The organism is Chitinophaga sp. OAE865 (genome assembly GCF_040546735.1).
GTDB classification, from domain to species: domain Bacteria; phylum Bacteroidota; class Bacteroidia; order Chitinophagales; family Chitinophagaceae; genus Chitinophaga; species Chitinophaga polysaccharea_A.
Window position 1 is genome coordinate 1,559,166 of record NZ_JBEPOF010000001.1, and the last position, 16,407, is coordinate 1,575,572.

A 16,407-nucleotide genomic window follows, 5' to 3' on the forward strand; every position below is an offset into this window, starting at 1 on the left:
CAGAAAACTATCTTGCTATATTCACTGCTCTTTTTTCACGGATCACAGTTACTTTAATCTGGCCGGGATACTGCATTTCTGTTTGTATCTTATTGGCGATTTCGAAAGAAAGGCGATCAGCGTCTCCATCGGACACTTTATCGCTTTCTACGATAATACGCAGTTCCCTGCCGGCCTGGATAGCATAGGCTTTTTCCACACCATCGTGGGCAAGTGCCAGGTTTTCCAGGTCTTTGATACGTTGCAGGTAGCTCTGCATGATTTCACGGCGTGCGCCGGGGCGTGCACCACTGATAGCATCGCAGGCCTGAACGATGGGAGAAATCACATACTGCATTTCCATTTCATCGTGGTGGGCACCGATAGCATTTACCACGGCGGCGTGTTCCCCATATTTTTCAGCGAGCTTGGCGCCGAGGAGGGCGTGGCTCAGTTCAGTTTCTTCATCAGGTACTTTACCTATATCATGCAGCAATCCTGCACGTTTGGCTAATTTAGGGTTCAGTCCCAGTTCTGCTGCCATTACCCCGCAGAGGTTAGCGGTTTCCTTGGAGTGCATGAGCAGGTTCTGGCCATAGGAAGAGCGGAAACGCATCTTACCTACCAGGCGTACCAGTTCTTTATGCAGGCCGTGGATACCCAGTTCAATTACGGTTCTTTCACCGATATCCATTACCTGTTCTTCCAGTTGTTTCTTGGTTTTTTCCACCACTTCCTCGATACGTGCAGGGTGGATACGTCCGTCCTGTACCAGGCGTTGCAGCGATAAACGTGCAATTTCACGGCGCAGCGGGTCAAAAGAAGATAATACGATGGCTTCAGGGGTATCATCCACGATCAGGTCTACACCGGTAGCCGCTTCAATGGCGCGGATGTTACGGCCTTCACGGCCAATGATCTGGCCTTTGATCTCGTCGCTTTCCAGGGTAAATACAGTGATGGTATTTTCAATGGTTTGCTCTGCGGCAGTACGTTGAATGGATTGGATGATGATCTTCTTGGCTTCCTTGTTCGCTTTTAACTTGGCGTCTTCAATAATTTCCTGGATATGAGAGAGGGCCTGTGAGCGGGCTTCTTCTTTTAAACTCTCTACCAGTTGGTGCTTCGCTTCTTCTGCTGTTAAGCCGGCCACTTTTTCGAGGCGGCGGATATGCTCTTCCTGGTGTTTTTCCAGTTCGGTGCGTTTGATGGTTACCAGTTCCATCTGACGGTTCAGGGTTTCCTTGATAGCGTCATTTTCGTTTAATTGCTTCTGGATTTGCTCATTTTTCTGGTTTAATGCCTGTTCTTTCTGTTTGATACGGTTTTCCGATTCTCCCAGTTTCTGGTTACGCTGCAATACGTCTTTCTCGTATTCACTTTTTAGTTGCAGGTATTTTTCTTTGGCTTCCAGTAATCTGTCTTTCTTAAGATTCTCTGCACTGATCTGTGCATCTGCAATGATTTTCTTAGCCTGTAGTTCAGCTTCATCTATCTTATGCTGCGTATTTTTGGCAAAAATCACCTTACCTAGCACAATCCCAATGATCAATGCCACTACTGCAGCTATTGTCGTGATAAGTGTAACATCCATATGAATTATTTATACTTGATTTATGTAGTATTCTCCTACCCATATCGCTGCTAAAACACGACAGGGGCGAGAACTGACCCGCGAAAATACAAAAAAATAGCAGTTAAAGCGTCTTTGATACGTGATAATTAACCAATTAGCTAATTCATTGTTAAGCAATGGGTAACGTGATCAACCCAATGCCTGGTTGATAATTTCTTCCAGCTTTTCCAGCTTCTCCTGCAAAAAAGGTGCAGTGCTAGCCTGGGCTTTACCGCCGCTGGTTACAGGATGTGTGGCGTACATGATAAGGGCCATAGCAATATAGTCCTGCAGGTCTTTCCCTGCATATGCTGTTTTAAAATCGACGATCTTCTCATTCACTTCTTTCATAATACGACGTACTTCCGCTTCTTCTTCCGGTTTGATCTTGATCCGGTAAGAGCGGTCGGCTACTATGATGTTAACGGGAATGAGTTGCTCCATGATGTATGATTTTAGGTTAGCTGTTCAGCAAAGCAATGCAGCGGTCAATTTCTTTAATGTAGTCATTGATCTTGCCGCGGATCTCTTTTTTGAACGCTTCATCTTCTGCTATGGTGGTAGTGGTGCCCTGGGCAGTAGATGCAATTTTCATCAGTTGCAGTCTTTCTTCCAGTCCCTGTACCGCCTGTTGCTGCCGTTGCAGCTCCTGTTGCTGTATGCTTACTTCTTCTTTCAGCAATGCATTCTCGGCCTGCACCTGCTGGAGTTTTTTGACCAGCAGGTGCAATCTTTCTTCTACACGTTGAATGTATTGCTCCAGAACCATTTCAATATACTTATTTTCTTATCTCCGCCTGTAACTGTGTTTCAAACGTTTTGATAAGTTTGTCCATTACACCATCAATTTCCTTATCTGTAAGTGTTTTCTGAGGGTCCAGGAAGGTAAAGCTCACGGCGTACGACTTCTTATTAGCCCCCAGTTTTTCACTTTCAAATACATCGAACAGGTTTACCTGTTGTAACAGGCCGGATTTCACGCTGCGAGCTGCTGATTCCACTGCGGCAAATTTTACCTGTTTATCAAGCACCAGCGCCAGGTCTCTCCGTACTGCCTGGAATTTCGGTATTTCCTTGTAAAAGTTATCACTTTTTTGCAAGAGTCCCAGTATTTTATCCCAATTGAAGGTAGCATACCATACCGGCTGGCGGATATCAAACTGCTTCAGTTTAGCCGTGGGCACGCCTCCCAGTGTAACTACCACCTGGTTTTTTACCTTGATGTCCCACGACGGCATCAGGCCCGGTTCAGTGCTTTCTGCCCAGGTGAACTGCTTATAGCCCAGTTGCTGCAGGATATTGATCACAAATCCTTTCAGGAAATAGAAGTCGACCGGACTGGATTTGTGCATCCAGGTTTCCGCTGTTTTTTTACCGGTGAGATATAGTACAAGGTGATTATTTTCACCATAGCCTTTTTCCAGCACACGGTAGGTTTTACCGAATTCGAAGAAAAGGAGGTCTTCGTTTTTGCGGTTCAAGTTATGGGCAACGCTTTCCAGACCGGTTTCCAGCATGGAAGGGCGCATGATATCCAGTTCCACGGTAAGGCTGTTCATCATTTTTACCGCATGTTCCAGTACCTCCGGTGTATAGTATTTACTGTTGGTGATAGAGTTGGTGAATATTTCGTTAAACCCGTTGCCGGCAAGATAATCAGCAATTTTCTCCTTCACCCTTTCCGCATCCGGCTGGGCGGAGACGGCCGGGGAGATGGCAATTTTAGACGGGATCTCAATGTTATCAAGTCCGTCGATCCGCATTACTTCTTCCACCAGGTCGGCCGGCAGGCTGATGTCCGGTTTACTGAAGGGCACGGCTACACGCAGGCCTTCCTCGGTTTCGGACAGGATATCGAAGCCCAGGCTGCGCAGGATATTTTTGATCCTGGTATCAGGATAATTGCCACCGCTGAGTTTACGGATATAGTTATACGTAGTTTCCACCTGTGTTTTTACTTTAACAGAGGGATACACATCAATGATCTCAGAAGCTGCTTTACCGCCGCTGAGCTCACAGATGAGATCAGCCGCGCGTTGAAGGGCAAACACCACATTGGAAATATCCACCCCTTTTTCAAAACGGGTGGCGGCATCAGTCCTCAGCCCGTGCCGGAAAGAGGTAGTACGGATCCCGCCTGCACTGAAAAAGGCGCTTTCCAGGAAAATATTATGGGTGGCATCTGTTACGCCGGAATACAATCCGCCAAATACGCCTGCTATGCACATACCTTCGCCGGCGCCGTTGCAGATCATCAGGTCGGTAGCGTCCAGTTTCCTTTCTTTTTCATCCAGTGTAACAAAGGGAGTGCCCTGTGGCAGGTTTTTCACTACTATGGCATTGCCTTTTACAGCTGCAGCATCAAAGGCGTGCAGGGGCTGGCCGGTTTCATGCAAAATGAAGTTGGTGATATCCACGATGTTGTTGATAGGGCGAACACCGATGGCGGTGAGCCTGGCTTTCAGCCATTCCGGGGATGGGGCTACCTGTACGCCGGTAATTGAAATTCCGCTGTACCGGGGGCAGGCATCTGTGTTTTCAATGGTAACGCTGATGGCCAAAGGCGTATCTGCTTTAGGCAGGGCCTTTATTTCCGGCAGTTTTACCTGGTATTTATGTGTTTGTTCTATATTATTAAGGAAAGCGCAAACGTCTTTAGCCACGCCGATATGGCTCATGGCGTCCATGCGGTTGGGAGTAAGCCCTATTTCGAAGATGTGATCCTGTGCGGGTTTAAACACTTCGCTGGCGGGAGTGCCCGGTTGCAGGGAGGCATCGAGCACCAGTATGCCATCATGGCTGTTACCCAGGCCTATTTCGTCTTCTGCGCAAATCATTCCCTGGCTTTCTTCTCCACGGATCTTTGCTTTTTTCATGGTAAGCGGTTCGCCACCCAGCGGGTAGATGGTGGTACCAATGGGGGCTACCACTACTTTTTGCCCGGGGGCTACATTGGGAGCGCCGCAAACTATATGCAGGGGCTCACCGTTGCCGGTGTTGACGGTGGTGAGTTTCAGCTTGTCGGCGTTGGGGTGTTTTTCTGCCGTCAGTACTTCGCCGATCACTAATCCAGCCAGACTTCCCTTTACCGCCTCAAATTTCTCCAGGCTTTCCACCTCCAGTCCAATTCTGGTTAAAATGGTAGATAGTTCCTCCGGTGTAGGCTTTACCGGTAAATATTCACATAGCCAGTTGTATGAAATCGTCATTTATCTGCTCGGTTTATAAAGTGGCGTAAAGTTAACAACTAGAATTGATTTTCAGGCTTTGCGGCTTATCCACTTTGATTCTTTGGATTTAAAAACGCCAAAGAACCGCCATGGTGCTGTATTTTTGCAGGATGTGGAAAATCTTTTCTCACAATGTGTGTGAATAATCAGACCTTTGCATGGGAATTTCCTGTGTTTTGGTGGATAACCATATTGCTGTCAGTGGACAACTGACATTTTGCTTGTGGATAACCTGTGTATGGGGCTTAATAAATTTAATAACGAAAGAGAGGGCATTAATCGGAAAAATGCCTTTACCTTAGTTTGCTCGGCTTGAAAAAGTTTACAATTTCTTAACGTAGCTATCACCCTATAGAATGCGGGAAAATGCAGATATCGATTGTAAAAACAAAGGAAAGGCCCATTGACAGTAACCTTTTATTAACTTTTTTTAATACACTAACCATAAATGGATCTCAATCTTAAGAAGGACCGCAATGTGCGCAGAAAACCGTCCATTGATGTGTCATCCTTGGTGTATGGCAAGATACCACCACAGGCTAAAGAATTGGAAGAAGCTGTTTTGGGAGCCGTAATGCTGGAAAAAGGTGCATTCGACACCGTTATCGAGATATTGAAGGGAGAGTGTTTTTATGTAGAAGCACACCAGATTATTTTTAGTGCCATGACCCGCCTGGCGGGTAAGTCGATGCCGGTGGATATCCTCACCGTTACAGAAGAGCTGAAATCGATGGGCTTACTGGAACAGATCGGCGGACCATTTACCGTTATGAAGCTCACCAACATGGTGGTGTCTTCCGCAAATATTGAAGCGCATGCCCGTATCATCCTCCAGAAATTTATTCAAAGGGAACTGATCCGCATTTCAGGGGAAATCCTGACAGAGTCTTATGAAGACACGGCGGATGTGTTTGACCTACTGGACAGCGCGGAATCAAAACTATTTGAAGTCACGAATAATCACCTCCGTAAAAACTACGATTCCATCGACCGTGTACTGGTGAACACCATGAAGCGCATCGAGGACCTGCGGAATAAAGGAGATGATATCACCGGGGTACCCTCCGGTTTCCCATCACTGGATAAGGTAACCTATGGCTGGCAGTCTACGGATCTGATCATCATAGCAGCCCGTCCGTCGGTAGGTAAAACCGCTTTTGCGCTGAACCTTGCGCGCAACGCGGCCCTTCACCCCCGCTTCCCGAAAGGGGCAGCGGTATTCTCCCTTGAAATGTCATCCGGCCAGATCGTACAACGTATCCTCTCGGCCGAATCAGAAATAAAGCTGGAAAAGATTTCCCGTGGTAAGCTGGAAGAATATGAGATGAAGAAGCTGATGACCCATGGTATTGAACGCCTGGCAAAAGCCCCCATCTTCATTGACGATACCCCGGCCCTCAACATCTTTGAGCTGCGGGCCAAATGCCGCAGGCTGGTGCATAACCACGGTGTAGGTGTAATCATCATCGACTATCTCCAGCTCATGAGCGGCAGTGGCGATGGTAAAGGATCCAACCGTGAACAGGAGATCAGTAAAATTTCCCGTGATCTGAAAGGACTGGCAAAAGAGCTTCAGGTTCCGGTGATTGCCCTCTCGCAGCTGAGCCGTGATGTGGAAAAGCGTAAAGACGGTAACAAAATGCCCCAGCTGAGCGATCTCCGTGAATCGGGCGCCATCGAGCAGGATGCTGACATGGTAATGTTCCTGTACCGACCTGAATATTATGAAATCAATACCAATGAAATGGGCGAATCCAATAAAGGTGAAACCCACGTTCGTATAGCCAAGCACCGTAATGGTCAGCTGGATACTATCAAACTCAGGGCTGTACTGGAATATCAGCGCTTTGAAGATGATGGCAGCCTGGAAAACCCCGGCGGAGGCAGTCCATTCGCAGGAATCAACCGGCCGCAGCAGGGCGGAGGCAGCAACGACGAAGCGAAGCTGTATATCCAGAAGGGATCCAAGATGAATGACATGAACTTCGATGAAGGATTTGAAGATGCACCATTTTAGCGCATAAAAAAGATATTGCTAAAGGCCGGCATCGAGAAGATCGCCGGCCTTTTTTATACGCGCGCGGATTTTGTCTTGGAACACTGATTACACTGATTACGCTGATTATGATGATTTCGCTGATGTTTTTTTAAAGTCTTTTAGAACTAAATCAGCAGCTATTTTTTTGAACACTGATATGATGACTACGCTGATTTTTTTTAAAATCTTTTAGAACTAATTCAGCAACTATTTTTTGGAACACTGATATAATGATTTCACGGATTTTTTTTAATCTTTAAAACTAATTCAGCAGCTATTTTAAAGATCTTAAAAGGTGTTTCTTAAATTAAAAAAAACATCAGCGAAATCATCATAATCAGCGTAATCAGTGTTCCAAGACAAAATTCGCGCTTAATACCAGAACAATCAATGAAACAGCTGTATTTAAAGTACAAAGGACACTACAAAGACAATTTCAGTTTAGCCTATCCGGTAGTTATATCCCAGTTGGGACACACGTTAGTAGCATTATCAGATAGTATTATCATTGGTCATACCGGGAAGGTACCGCTGGCAGCGGTATCACTGGGTAATGGTTTGTTCTCCGTATTTATGGTGGCGGGTATAGGTATGTCTTATGGCCTTACCCCGCTGATTGCACAGGAAAACGGGCGTGGCAATAAAGGCGCCATCGGGCATTTATTGAGTCATAGTCTCATTATTAATATGATAGTGGGCGTGCTGTTGTCGGCTGTAATTTATGCAGGCAGCGGCCATTTATCTTTCCTGCACCAGGAGGGGGATGTGGCGGATCAGGCAAGGCCTTTCCTGCGTTTCCTGGGCTTTTCCTTTATTCCGCTGATGCTGTTCCTTTCCTTTAAGCAGTTTGCAGAAGGACTGGGCTTTACCCGCCAGGCCATGAACATCAGTATCATTGGGAATGTGCTCAATATCCTGATAGGGATCACCCTGGTGTACGGCTTGTTCGGCCTGCCCCGCATGGGTGTGATCGGCGTGGGGATTGCCACCTTTACAGACCGCCTGGTTATGGGGATCACCATGGCCATTTATGTGTTGCGCGCACCCCGTTTTAAACCCTACCTGCAATCGTTCGGGTTTAAAAACCTGCAGGCGGCTGCCATTAAAAAGATCCTGGGCATAGGCACGCCGGTGGCCATGCAATACCTTTTTGAAGTAAGCGCTTTCAGCGGCGCCGCCGTAATGGTAGGCTGGATGGGCGCTGCGGAACTGGCCGCCCACCAGATTGCGTTGAGCCTTGCTGCAATGACCTATATGATGGCCAGCGGTATCTCTGCAGCCGCCGGTATTAAAAGCGGCAATAATTTCGGGAAGAAAGATTTCCGGGAATTGCGTTTGTCTGCCATAGCCAGTTATCATATGGTGTTGTTGCTGATGGGAGCCGCTGCATTGTTGTTTACATTGGGTAACCGCCTGTTGCCATCTTTCTATATCCAGGATCCGCAGGTGATTGTGATCGCTTCCCGTTTACTGATCATTGCTGCGTTTTTCCAGTTGTTTGATGGTATGCAGGTAGTGGGGCTTGGTATACTGCGCGGTCTGGGCGATGTGCGTATCCCTACCGTGATCACCTTGCTGGCTTACTGGGTACTGGGTATTCCTTTGGGTTACCTGTTGGGCATCAAACTGGGCTATGGTGTGGAAGGCGTATGGTGGGCGCTGCTGCTGGGCTTACTGGTGGCTTCCCTGCTGTTGTTCGCACGGTTCCAGATCAAAACAAAGAAACTGTAACGCGGATATCAGTCTTCCTATATTATCTTCGCAGGTCAGGAGAATTAAAACCACCATATGTCAGTTTTTTATGCGCCGGAAATACAGCCGGATGCCACAGCATATACTATGAACGAGGATACATCCAAGTATTGTATCCAGGTGCTTCGTCATGAAAGGGGCGATGAGGTGATACTGGCAGATGGGCGGGGCCATAAATTTACCGCGGTGATTACCGACGATAACCGTAAGAAATGTGTAGTAAAGGTAATATCATTCGAAACGGTGCCTGTTCCTGCCAGGGCGTTGCGGATCGCTATCTCTTTCACGAAAAACGCGTCGCGTATAGAATGGTTCCTGGAGAAGGCTACGGAGATCGGTATTCAGACCATTATCCCGTTGGTGACCCAGCGTACGGAGAAAGAAAAGATAAAACCGGAACGGCTGCAGAATATCCTTGTATCAGCTATGCTGCAGTCGCAGCAGTTTTATTTACCGGAGCTGCAGGAGCCGCAGGCGTTTGATAAACTGGTGAAGCATAATAAAGACCCGCAACGGTTTGTTGCGCATTGTTTGCCGGAGCAGAAAACCCCGTTGCAACAGGTGATGCAGCCCGGGAAAGATACAATTATACTGATAGGACCGGAGGGGGATTTTACGCCGGAAGAAATAAAACTGGCGCTGGAAGAAGGTTTTGTTCCGGTATCACTGGGTGATACCCGCCTGCGTACAGAAACGGCGGGTATGGTGGCGGTAACGCTGATGAATGCCGGTTACTGACGTAAGCCTGCGCAGATCTTTTTCACAATAGTTGGGCCTTCATAAATAAAGCCGGTATAAACCTGTACCAGTGCGGCCCCTGCATCCAGCTTTTCCTGTGCGTCTTCAGCAGTGAAAATACCGCCCACTGCGATAATAGGAATACTGCCCTGGCTATGGGTATGAATATAGCGGATCACTTCTGTTGCTTTCTTTTTTACAGGCAGGCCGCTGAGTCCACCGGCACCGATATCATTTACTTCCGCAGCGGGTGTTTTTAATCCTGCCCTGCTGATGGTGGTGTTGATAGCTACAATACCTGCCAGCTTTGTTTCCTTTACAATTTCAATGATATCATCCAGCTGCTCGGTAGTAAGATCCGGTGCTATTTTAAGTAAAATGGGTTTGGGTTTTATTTTCTGTGCATTCAATACCTGCAGGTGATGCAACAGTTGTTTTAACGGCTCTTTTTCCTGCAAGGCGCGAAGGTTTGGCGTGTTGGGAGAACTTACGTTCACCACAAAATAATCTACGCCATCGTATAGTGCATGAAAGCATTTTTCATAATCGCTTACCGCTTCTTCATTCGGGGTCAGTTTATTTTTCCCGATGTTGCCGCCTACGATAATATTGGATTTTTTGCGTTGCAGTCTTTTTGCGGCGGCTACGGCTCCTTCATTGTTAAAGCCCATACGGTTAATAAGGGCCTTATCTTCCGGCAGGCGGAACAACCGTGGTTGCTCATTTCCCGGCTGGGGCAGCGGCGTTACAGTACCTATCTCCACAAAACCAAAACCGAGGCAGGTAAGTTCATCAATATACTTTGCATCCTTGTCGAAACCAGCCGCCAGTCCTACCGGGTTAGAAAATTTAAGCCCGAATACTTCGCGTTCCATGCCCGGGGTTTTAACGCCGCAAAAGGCATTCAGGATATTTTTTCCCAGCGGTAACGAATAAACTGTCTTAATACCACGCATTACGCTGTGGTGAATACTTTCCGGCGGATAGCGGAAGAGGAATTTTTTGATCAGGTTGTACATTGCGGGAACAAAGATAAGCATTACCCGGTTGGGAGCAAGAAGGGAGGCGAATTTTGTGGATGCAGGTGCAAGAACAAAATTCGCGCAAGTAAAAATCCTTCCTATATTTGCCGTTCATCATGCTCGAACTCCAGACATTTGAAGCATTATTTAAGGAAAACCATGCTCATTGCCTGGCCTTTGCCACCCACTACACCGGGGATTCCCATGTAGCGGAAGAGATAGTACAACAGGTATTCCTGCGTTTGTGGGAAAAAAGGGATACTATCACTATTACCGGGCCGGTAAAAGCATATTTGTTTTCTGCCATCCGTAATACCGCCATCAGCCAGTGGCGCAAGGATGTTGTGCGTTCTGAAAAGGAGAACGGGTACGGGAAGAGCAAAGAGGTCACTGTTGGTGCAGGGGAAGAAGTAAAAGAGCTGGAACGGCTGTACCGGCAGGCACTGGAAAGGTTGCCGGAGCGCTGTCGCGAAGTATTTATTCTCAGCCGCCAGCAGCATATGAAATATGCAGAAATAGCGGAGGCAATGAATATCTCCGTAAAAACGGTGGAAAACCAGATGGGCAAAGCATTGAAGATCCTCCATGAGGAATTGAAAGAATACCTGCCATTGCTGACAGGGTTCCTGTTTTGAAAATATTTCCGGACGCATAGGGGCATCGTTATTTCCCGCGCGTCTTATTAATATATTACCGCCCCGGGGCGACGACTGTAAAAACTTACAACAACAGATGACACCATCTTTTCCTAACGAGGCACTGCCCGACGAGGCGCTGTACACCTTGCTCTGCAAGTATCTGCTCGATGAAGCGGACGCGGAGGAGCGTGCGTGGGTGGAAGAATGGAAGGAAAGGGATCCCGGTAATATGGCCCTGCTGGTATCATTGGGAAAGGTGCTCGATACAGCTGCCGCCAGTGAAAAAACGGTGGCTGCAGATACCGGCTACGCCTGGTCGCAGCTCAGGGAAAAAATAGATGACAAGCCGGCACTGATCGCCATTAAGCCCAAACCACGTTTTACCTGGCTGAAAGTGGCCGCTGTATTACTGGTGGCTTTGAGCACAGGATGGTGGTTCCTCGCACGCAGCAAGCCGGAACAGGTATATGCCGGCCCCATAAGCGCAGTTTTAAGCGATGGTAGCCAGGTGCAGCTGTCCGGCGGTGCGAAGCTGGCGCTTGCAAAGGGCTTCAGCAGCAATAACCGGAAAGTAACACTTACCGGTGCCGCCAGTTTTGATGTACAGGGCAGCGCGGAAAACCCGTTTGTGATCATCCTCGGGCATAATGAAGTAAAAGTGCTGGGCACCCGGTTTATGATCAACTATGAACCTGGCGCCGCCACCCTGAAAGTGCATGTAAGCAGTGGAAAGGTAATGGTGATCAATCATGATAAGAAAGACAGCGTATTGCTTACCGATGGTATGTTGCTGCAGAGCGATGATAACAGACCTTCTTTCCGTATCGCATCTCATGTAACTGATATGGGTAAAAGGTCATTGTCTTTTCATGATACGCCGCTGGAAGAAGTATTGCATACTATTACCGAAGTATATGATATCAAAGTGGAAGTAATGGATACCGACCTGCTGAAGCTCCCGGTACAGGCTAACTTCACGGATGAGTCGACAGAAGAGGTGATGAAATCGCTGGCACTTATGCTGAATGCTTCATATGAAAAAGTAAACGACCGTCAATACAAATTAAAATAGGTTTTAGTCCTCAGCCAGAGCTGTAGTCACACTTTCAATTTAGCTATATTATGTCGTTAGCCTTAAAACTGCTGACGGGAATATTGATATTAAGTTTTCCCCTCTCTGCATTTGGGTGGGACTGGCAAACAAGAGTAACGGTAGTAGTAAAAGATCAGCCCATTGAGGCGGTATGTGGATTACTGGAAAAAGAATATGGTATTCATTTTTCATACAGCAGGGAACTTGTTAACCTGTCACGGAAAGTTACCTTAACCATCCATCAGCAACGTCTTAAAAAGGTACTGGATGAACTGTTTGCCCCCGATGATATCCGGTTTGCCCGTGTAGGCGAACAGGTTGTGCTATCGCCAGCCCAACACAGCAGCCGTACCATCAGCGGCTTTATCAAAGATGCGGTAAGTGGTGAGAACCTGATCGGCGCCACAGTATATTCGCCTGTGCTCAAACAGGGCACTACTGCCAACCAGTATGGATTTTATAGTTTAACCACGGTAAAAGATACCAACAGCCTCGTGATTTCTTACATAGGTTACCAGCCTTTCGTGCAAAAGGTTGCTGCAAAAGGTAACCAGATGATCAATATTCACCTGCAGCCCCTGGGTAGTTTAAAGGAAGTAGTGATCAGCGCAAAGGAAAATGTAAAATTGCAGGAGCAAACCCAGATGAGCAAGGTAAACCTGAACACCTCTGAGCTGCAGGCCATGCCCCGCTTACTCGGAGAAGTGGATGTGATGCGCACACTGCAATCATTGCCAGGTGTGAGTGGTGGTGCGGATGGCGCCGGTGGCCTGTATGTACGGGGCGGGGGCCCTGATCAGAACCTGGTGCTGATAGACGGCTCCCCGGTATTTAATTTCTCACATTTCTTTGGGGTATACTCCCTGCTGAATGCCAATGTGGTAAAAACAACCGATCTGTATAAAGGCGCCTTCCCGGCGCGTTTCGGCGGCAGGATCTCTTCCGTAGTGGATATTGCCATGAAGGAAGGCGATATGAAAAACTATCACGGAGATGCCTCTATAGGGCTGATCGCCGCCAAGTTTAATATAGAAGGACCTATTGTAAAAGATAAAACCTCGTTCATGTTATCTGCCCGCCGCTCATATCCCGATCTCTTTATAAATGCAGCTTTTCAGGCAGATAATACACTGGGCTCCGGTGGCAATTTCCAGGCTTTTTTTTATGATATCAACGCGAAGGTGAATCATATTTTTTCCTCCAAAGACCGCCTGTTCCTCAGCTTTTACCGGGGAGAAGATAACCTGTTACTTAAACAAACGGTGGATGATACTTCATATGCCAGTAACCCATCGAAGTATGTTGGCGAGAAAATGAAATTTCATGTGGGCTGGGGCAATACCATTGCGGCTATACGATGGAATCATATCTATGGGCCCAAACTGTTTTCCAATATCACGTTGAATTATTCGCAGTACAAATTTTTCACGGAGCTGGAACATAAATATACGCTGGCGGTTTCCGGTGAAAAGTCGGATGTATATGGAAGATACAGTTCCCGTATGGCCAACAGCGGCGGGCGTATAGATTTTGATTACCGGCCTGATCCCCGCCACTCTATCTGTTTCGGAGCCATCTCCACTATGCATAATTTCAAGCCGGGGAGCTCCGTATTTGAAGATAAAGACAGCCACGTTACACCCCTGGATAGGCTGGATGAATCGCCGGAAGTAACTGGCCTGGAATTGTCGTTGTACGCAGAAGACAACTGGCAGATCAAGCCCGACCTCTATGCAAGCATCGGGTTGCATGCGTCGGGGTTCCTGGTGGAAGGGCGTTCTTACTATTCGCTGCAACCCAGGCTGGGGCTGCGTTACCTGCTTCCGCGCAATTGGGCGGTAAAGGCGGCATACACGCATATGAACCAGTATATCCATTTACTTTCCAGTAACGGTACCTCATTGCCTACCGATATATGGGTGCCTTCCACGCAGAATGTGGCGCCTATGTTTTCGAAACAGGTAGCCGCGGGTGTGGCAAAAACAACGGCTAACCTGAAGTATGAATTTTCATTGGAGGGATATTTCAAATCCATGCACAACATGATTGAAAGTAAGGAGAGCAACAGCATTCTTGTCCCGGTTGAAACGCGCTGGGATGAAAATGTAACGGTGGGTAAAGGCTGGAGTTACGGTGCAGAGCTGATGCTGCAGAAAAAGAAAGGAAGCACCACAGGATGGGTGGGATATACGCTGGCCTGGTCTACCCGGCGGTTTCCGGGTATAAACAACGGGGAAATTTATCCTTACAGGTACGATACGCGCCACGATATTGAACTGGTATTGGTGCAGCAACTGGGACCGCACTGGGAGTTTTCCGCTTCCTGGCATTTTAACAGCGGAATGCCGTTTACCTTGCCTGTATCGGGGTATGCAGGCACAGATGGCGCCTCGCCCTGGGAGCCCGGCACAGGTAATACGGGCATCGACCGGTACGATAACCGGAACAATTACCGGGGAGCAGCCGTACACCGGCTGGATGTAGGCATTACATGGAGCAGGCAGAAAAAGCGGTGGACCAGGAGCTGGAACCTGAGCGTGTTTAACGTATACAACCGGAAGAACCCATATTACTATTATATCAGTGCAGATCCTGTGCAACAGCAGCGTTATTTGTCTAAAGTAACTATCCTGCCCATATTGCCCAGTATCACTTATGCGATTAAGTTTTAAAGAGATGTGTATGAAGCAGTTTTTCGTAGGTGCGATCGGGTTATCCATGCTGTTAAGCGCATGTGAAAAAAGGGAAGAGATCAGTTTGCCTTATGAAGGCGATAAAATTGTAGTGAACACGTTGATACAACCGGATAGCGTGGTGTATATCCGTGTAACGCGCAGCGTGCCTTCCAGTGTGTATGACGATGACGGGTATAAAGATATTCCCGGCGCCGCTGTGACCCTTACGGCCGGTGATGAGTCTGCATGGCCCCTGCAAACACAGGTAATAAAAGGACTTTCTTATTATGTGTCGGACCGGAAAGCGGTGCTGGGGCTGCAATACAAGGTAGCGGTAACGGCTCCGGGCCTGCAGCCGGTAACGGGCGCCGATACCCTGCCGGCGGCGCCACTGGCCTATAATGCCGGCGCACAGCGCGGCAGCAGCCGGGTAGAGTTTACCTTGAAAGATCATCCCTCCTCAGCGGATTACTACCGGGTAAGGATCTATATGACCGATGCCGCCACCGGGCGGGGTACATTCCTGTTGTTCAGGCTGGACCCCGCCTTCAATAACAGCCTGGCCGATTTCTTCTCCAAAGACAATTACAACAGCCTTATCATGAATGATAAACGCTTTAATGGAAAACAGGTAACCTTTGTTTTGCAAACAGTGGAGCCTATCATAAATGCCGGTGAAATGACAGTGGAAGTAAGTGCGCTTACCTATGGCACTTACCAGTATCTCAATACACTCTTCGCCCAGCGGGAATCCGGTAATGTTATTACCGGTTCGCCTGTAAGGGTGTTCAGTAATGTTACAAATGGCTATGGTATTGTAGGAGGCATCAATACCCGGAAGATGGTGTTTAAAATAGAGTAACAGCCGGTTAAAAATAAAGCCCCCTTCTTCCAATGATATTTGTAAATAAGATAATATCACGGTAAAAGGCTTCTTTGTTTATGGAAAGAAGTATGCTTTAAGCGTTTTCTTCCCTTATATTAATACTTCGCTATATTTTTGTTACCCCGTTTTTTCTTTTAAAAACCTCCCTATTTTTAGGATATATATTTTTGTATGCCTGAACAATTCCCCGTTGATCTTATTCATCGGCTACGTACTGGTGATTTTAAACTATTTGAGCTGATTTTCAATACTTACTGGGAAGAACTGTATGCCTATGCAGCTAAAGTAACAGGTAGTGAAGAGGATGCACGGGACATCATACAGGACTTGTTCACCAGTATCTGGGAGCGCCGGCAGCAGCTGGAGCTGCATACCCATGTCCGTTATTACCTGTTTAGCGCTGTGAGGAAGCAGATCCTCCGTAAGTTCCGCGATGACGGATTAAAGGAAAAGCACCTGGAAAAATTTGTTACCCATAGCGAGCTGCGCTCAGAGCTTACTCTTAATACCCTGATCCATAAAGACATCCTGAACCAGTTGCAGCAGGATCTTCAGCATTTACCTGAAAAAGAAAGACAGGTATTTGAGTGGTACCATTTTGATGAGCTGAGCATCAGGGAAATAGCCATGATGCATGGTACGGCCGAGCAAACGGTACGTAACCAGCTGGGAAATGCCTATAAGAAAGCCCGGCCGTTGCTGAACCGCCTGTTAATGTTCCTATGATTTTCTCCTCCCGTG

13 protein-coding genes are annotated in these 16,407 nt (G+C 47.5%); 8 read left to right on the forward strand and 5 right to left on the reverse strand.

Features of this window, described 5'->3' with window-relative positions:
* Window positions 1-7 precede the first annotated feature (7 nt).
* The 4 genes from rny to pheT form a co-directional block, all read right to left on the reverse strand.
* Entirely contained in the window at window positions 8-1,573 is a 1,566-nt protein-coding gene (gene rny, locus ABIE50_RS06560) for a ribonuclease Y (protein WP_142683922.1), read from the reverse strand.
* Between the two features lie 171 nt (window positions 1,574-1,744).
* Window positions 1,745-2,038, reverse strand: a complete 294-nt coding sequence (locus tag ABIE50_RS06565; protein WP_142683921.1) for a cell division protein ZapA — start codon at window positions 2,036-2,038, stop codon at window positions 1,745-1,747.
* 16 nt (window positions 2,039-2,054) lie between these two features.
* Complete coding sequence (locus ABIE50_RS06570) at window positions 2,055-2,363, reverse strand: hypothetical protein (RefSeq protein WP_142683920.1); 309 nt, start codon at window positions 2,361-2,363, stop codon at window positions 2,055-2,057.
* Between the two features lie 10 nt (window positions 2,364-2,373).
* Window positions 2,374-4,803, reverse strand: coding sequence for a phenylalanine--tRNA ligase subunit beta (gene pheT, locus ABIE50_RS06575; RefSeq protein WP_209866636.1), 2,430 nt, complete (start codon window positions 4,801-4,803; stop codon window positions 2,374-2,376).
* A gap of 469 nt (window positions 4,804-5,272) precedes the next feature.
* Between pheT and dnaB the strand changes: the two genes are divergently transcribed.
* The 3 genes from dnaB to ABIE50_RS06590 all read left to right on the forward strand — a co-directional run bounded on the left by dnaB (window position 5,273) and on the right by ABIE50_RS06590 (window position 9,352).
* Entirely contained in the window at window positions 5,273-6,841 is a 1,569-nt protein-coding gene (gene dnaB / locus ABIE50_RS06580) for a replicative DNA helicase (RefSeq protein WP_142683918.1), read from the forward strand.
* A gap of 411 nt (window positions 6,842-7,252) precedes the next feature.
* Window positions 7,253-8,593: an MATE family efflux transporter gene (locus ABIE50_RS06585; protein WP_354027899.1), complete on the forward strand. Its 1,341-nt coding sequence runs from the start codon at window positions 7,253-7,255 to the stop codon at window positions 8,591-8,593.
* Between the two features lie 57 nt (window positions 8,594-8,650).
* Window positions 8,651-9,352, forward strand: a complete 702-nt coding sequence (locus ABIE50_RS06590) for a 16S rRNA (uracil(1498)-N(3))-methyltransferase (protein WP_209866637.1) — start codon at window positions 8,651-8,653, stop codon at window positions 9,350-9,352.
* On the opposite strand, the gene ABIE50_RS06595 is transcribed toward ABIE50_RS06590, so the two are convergent.
* Window positions 9,346-10,371, reverse strand: a complete 1,026-nt coding sequence (locus ABIE50_RS06595; protein WP_209866639.1) for a quinone-dependent dihydroorotate dehydrogenase — start codon at window positions 10,369-10,371, stop codon at window positions 9,346-9,348. The two genes, ABIE50_RS06590 and ABIE50_RS06595, sit on opposite strands and share 7 nt — an antisense overlap.
* A 119-nt stretch (window positions 10,372-10,490) precedes the next feature.
* Between ABIE50_RS06595 and ABIE50_RS06600 the strand changes: the two genes are divergently transcribed.
* The 5 genes from ABIE50_RS06600 to ABIE50_RS06620 all read left to right on the forward strand — a co-directional run bounded on the left by ABIE50_RS06600 (window position 10,491) and on the right by ABIE50_RS06620 (window position 16,392).
* Window positions 10,491-11,009, forward strand: a complete 519-nt coding sequence (locus ABIE50_RS06600; RefSeq protein WP_209866640.1) for an RNA polymerase sigma-70 factor — start codon at window positions 10,491-10,493, stop codon at window positions 11,007-11,009.
* 97 nt (window positions 11,010-11,106) lie between these two features.
* Window positions 11,107-12,084: a FecR domain-containing protein gene (locus ABIE50_RS06605; RefSeq protein ID WP_209866641.1), complete on the forward strand. Its 978-nt coding sequence runs from the start codon at window positions 11,107-11,109 to the stop codon at window positions 12,082-12,084.
* A 50-nt stretch (window positions 12,085-12,134) separates the two neighbouring features.
* Window positions 12,135-14,777, forward strand: a complete 2,643-nt coding sequence (locus ABIE50_RS06610) for a carboxypeptidase-like regulatory domain-containing protein (RefSeq protein WP_209866643.1) — start codon at window positions 12,135-12,137, stop codon at window positions 14,775-14,777.
* A 10-nt stretch (window positions 14,778-14,787) separates the two neighbouring features.
* Entirely contained in the window at window positions 14,788-15,642 is an 855-nt protein-coding gene (locus ABIE50_RS06615) for a DUF4249 domain-containing protein (RefSeq protein ID WP_209866644.1), read from the forward strand.
* A gap of 195 nt (window positions 15,643-15,837) precedes the next feature.
* Complete coding sequence (locus ABIE50_RS06620) at window positions 15,838-16,392, forward strand: RNA polymerase sigma factor (RefSeq protein ID WP_209866645.1); 555 nt, start codon at window positions 15,838-15,840, stop codon at window positions 16,390-16,392.
* Window positions 16,393-16,407: the final 15 nt, after the last annotated feature.

What these genes read in the sequence shown, in the direction of transcription:
- ABIE50_RS06605 (WP_209866641.1), top strand. Translation starts at nt 11,107, where the DNA reads ATGACACCATCTTTTCCTAACGAGGCACTGCCCGACGAGGCGCTGTAC.
- ABIE50_RS06570 (WP_142683920.1), bottom strand. Translation starts at nt 2,363, where the DNA reads ATGGTTCTGGAGCAATACATTCAACGTGTAGAAGAAAGATTGCACCTG.
- ABIE50_RS06610 (WP_209866643.1), top strand. Translation starts at nt 12,135, where the DNA reads ATGTCGTTAGCCTTAAAACTGCTGACGGGAATATTGATATTAAGTTTT.
- ABIE50_RS06615 (WP_209866644.1), top strand. Translation starts at nt 14,788, where the DNA reads ATGAAGCAGTTTTTCGTAGGTGCGATCGGGTTATCCATGCTGTTAAGC.
- ABIE50_RS06590 (WP_209866637.1), top strand. Translation starts at nt 8,651, where the DNA reads ATGTCAGTTTTTTATGCGCCGGAAATACAGCCGGATGCCACAGCATAT.
- ABIE50_RS06600 (WP_209866640.1), top strand. Translation starts at nt 10,491, where the DNA reads ATGCTCGAACTCCAGACATTTGAAGCATTATTTAAGGAAAACCATGCT.
- ABIE50_RS06565 (WP_142683921.1), bottom strand. Translation starts at nt 2,038, where the DNA reads ATGGAGCAACTCATTCCCGTTAACATCATAGTAGCCGACCGCTCTTAC.
- dnaB (WP_142683918.1), top strand. Translation starts at nt 5,273, where the DNA reads ATGGATCTCAATCTTAAGAAGGACCGCAATGTGCGCAGAAAACCGTCC.
- ABIE50_RS06595 (WP_209866639.1), bottom strand. Translation starts at nt 10,371, where the DNA reads ATGTACAACCTGATCAAAAAATTCCTCTTCCGCTATCCGCCGGAAAGT.
- rny (WP_142683922.1), bottom strand. Translation starts at nt 1,573, where the DNA reads ATGGATGTTACACTTATCACGACAATAGCTGCAGTAGTGGCATTGATC.
- ABIE50_RS06620 (WP_209866645.1), top strand. Translation starts at nt 15,838, where the DNA reads ATGCCTGAACAATTCCCCGTTGATCTTATTCATCGGCTACGTACTGGT.
- pheT (WP_209866636.1), bottom strand. Translation starts at nt 4,803, where the DNA reads ATGACGATTTCATACAACTGGCTATGTGAATATTTACCGGTAAAGCCT.
- ABIE50_RS06585 (WP_354027899.1), top strand. Translation starts at nt 7,253, where the DNA reads ATGAAACAGCTGTATTTAAAGTACAAAGGACACTACAAAGACAATTTC.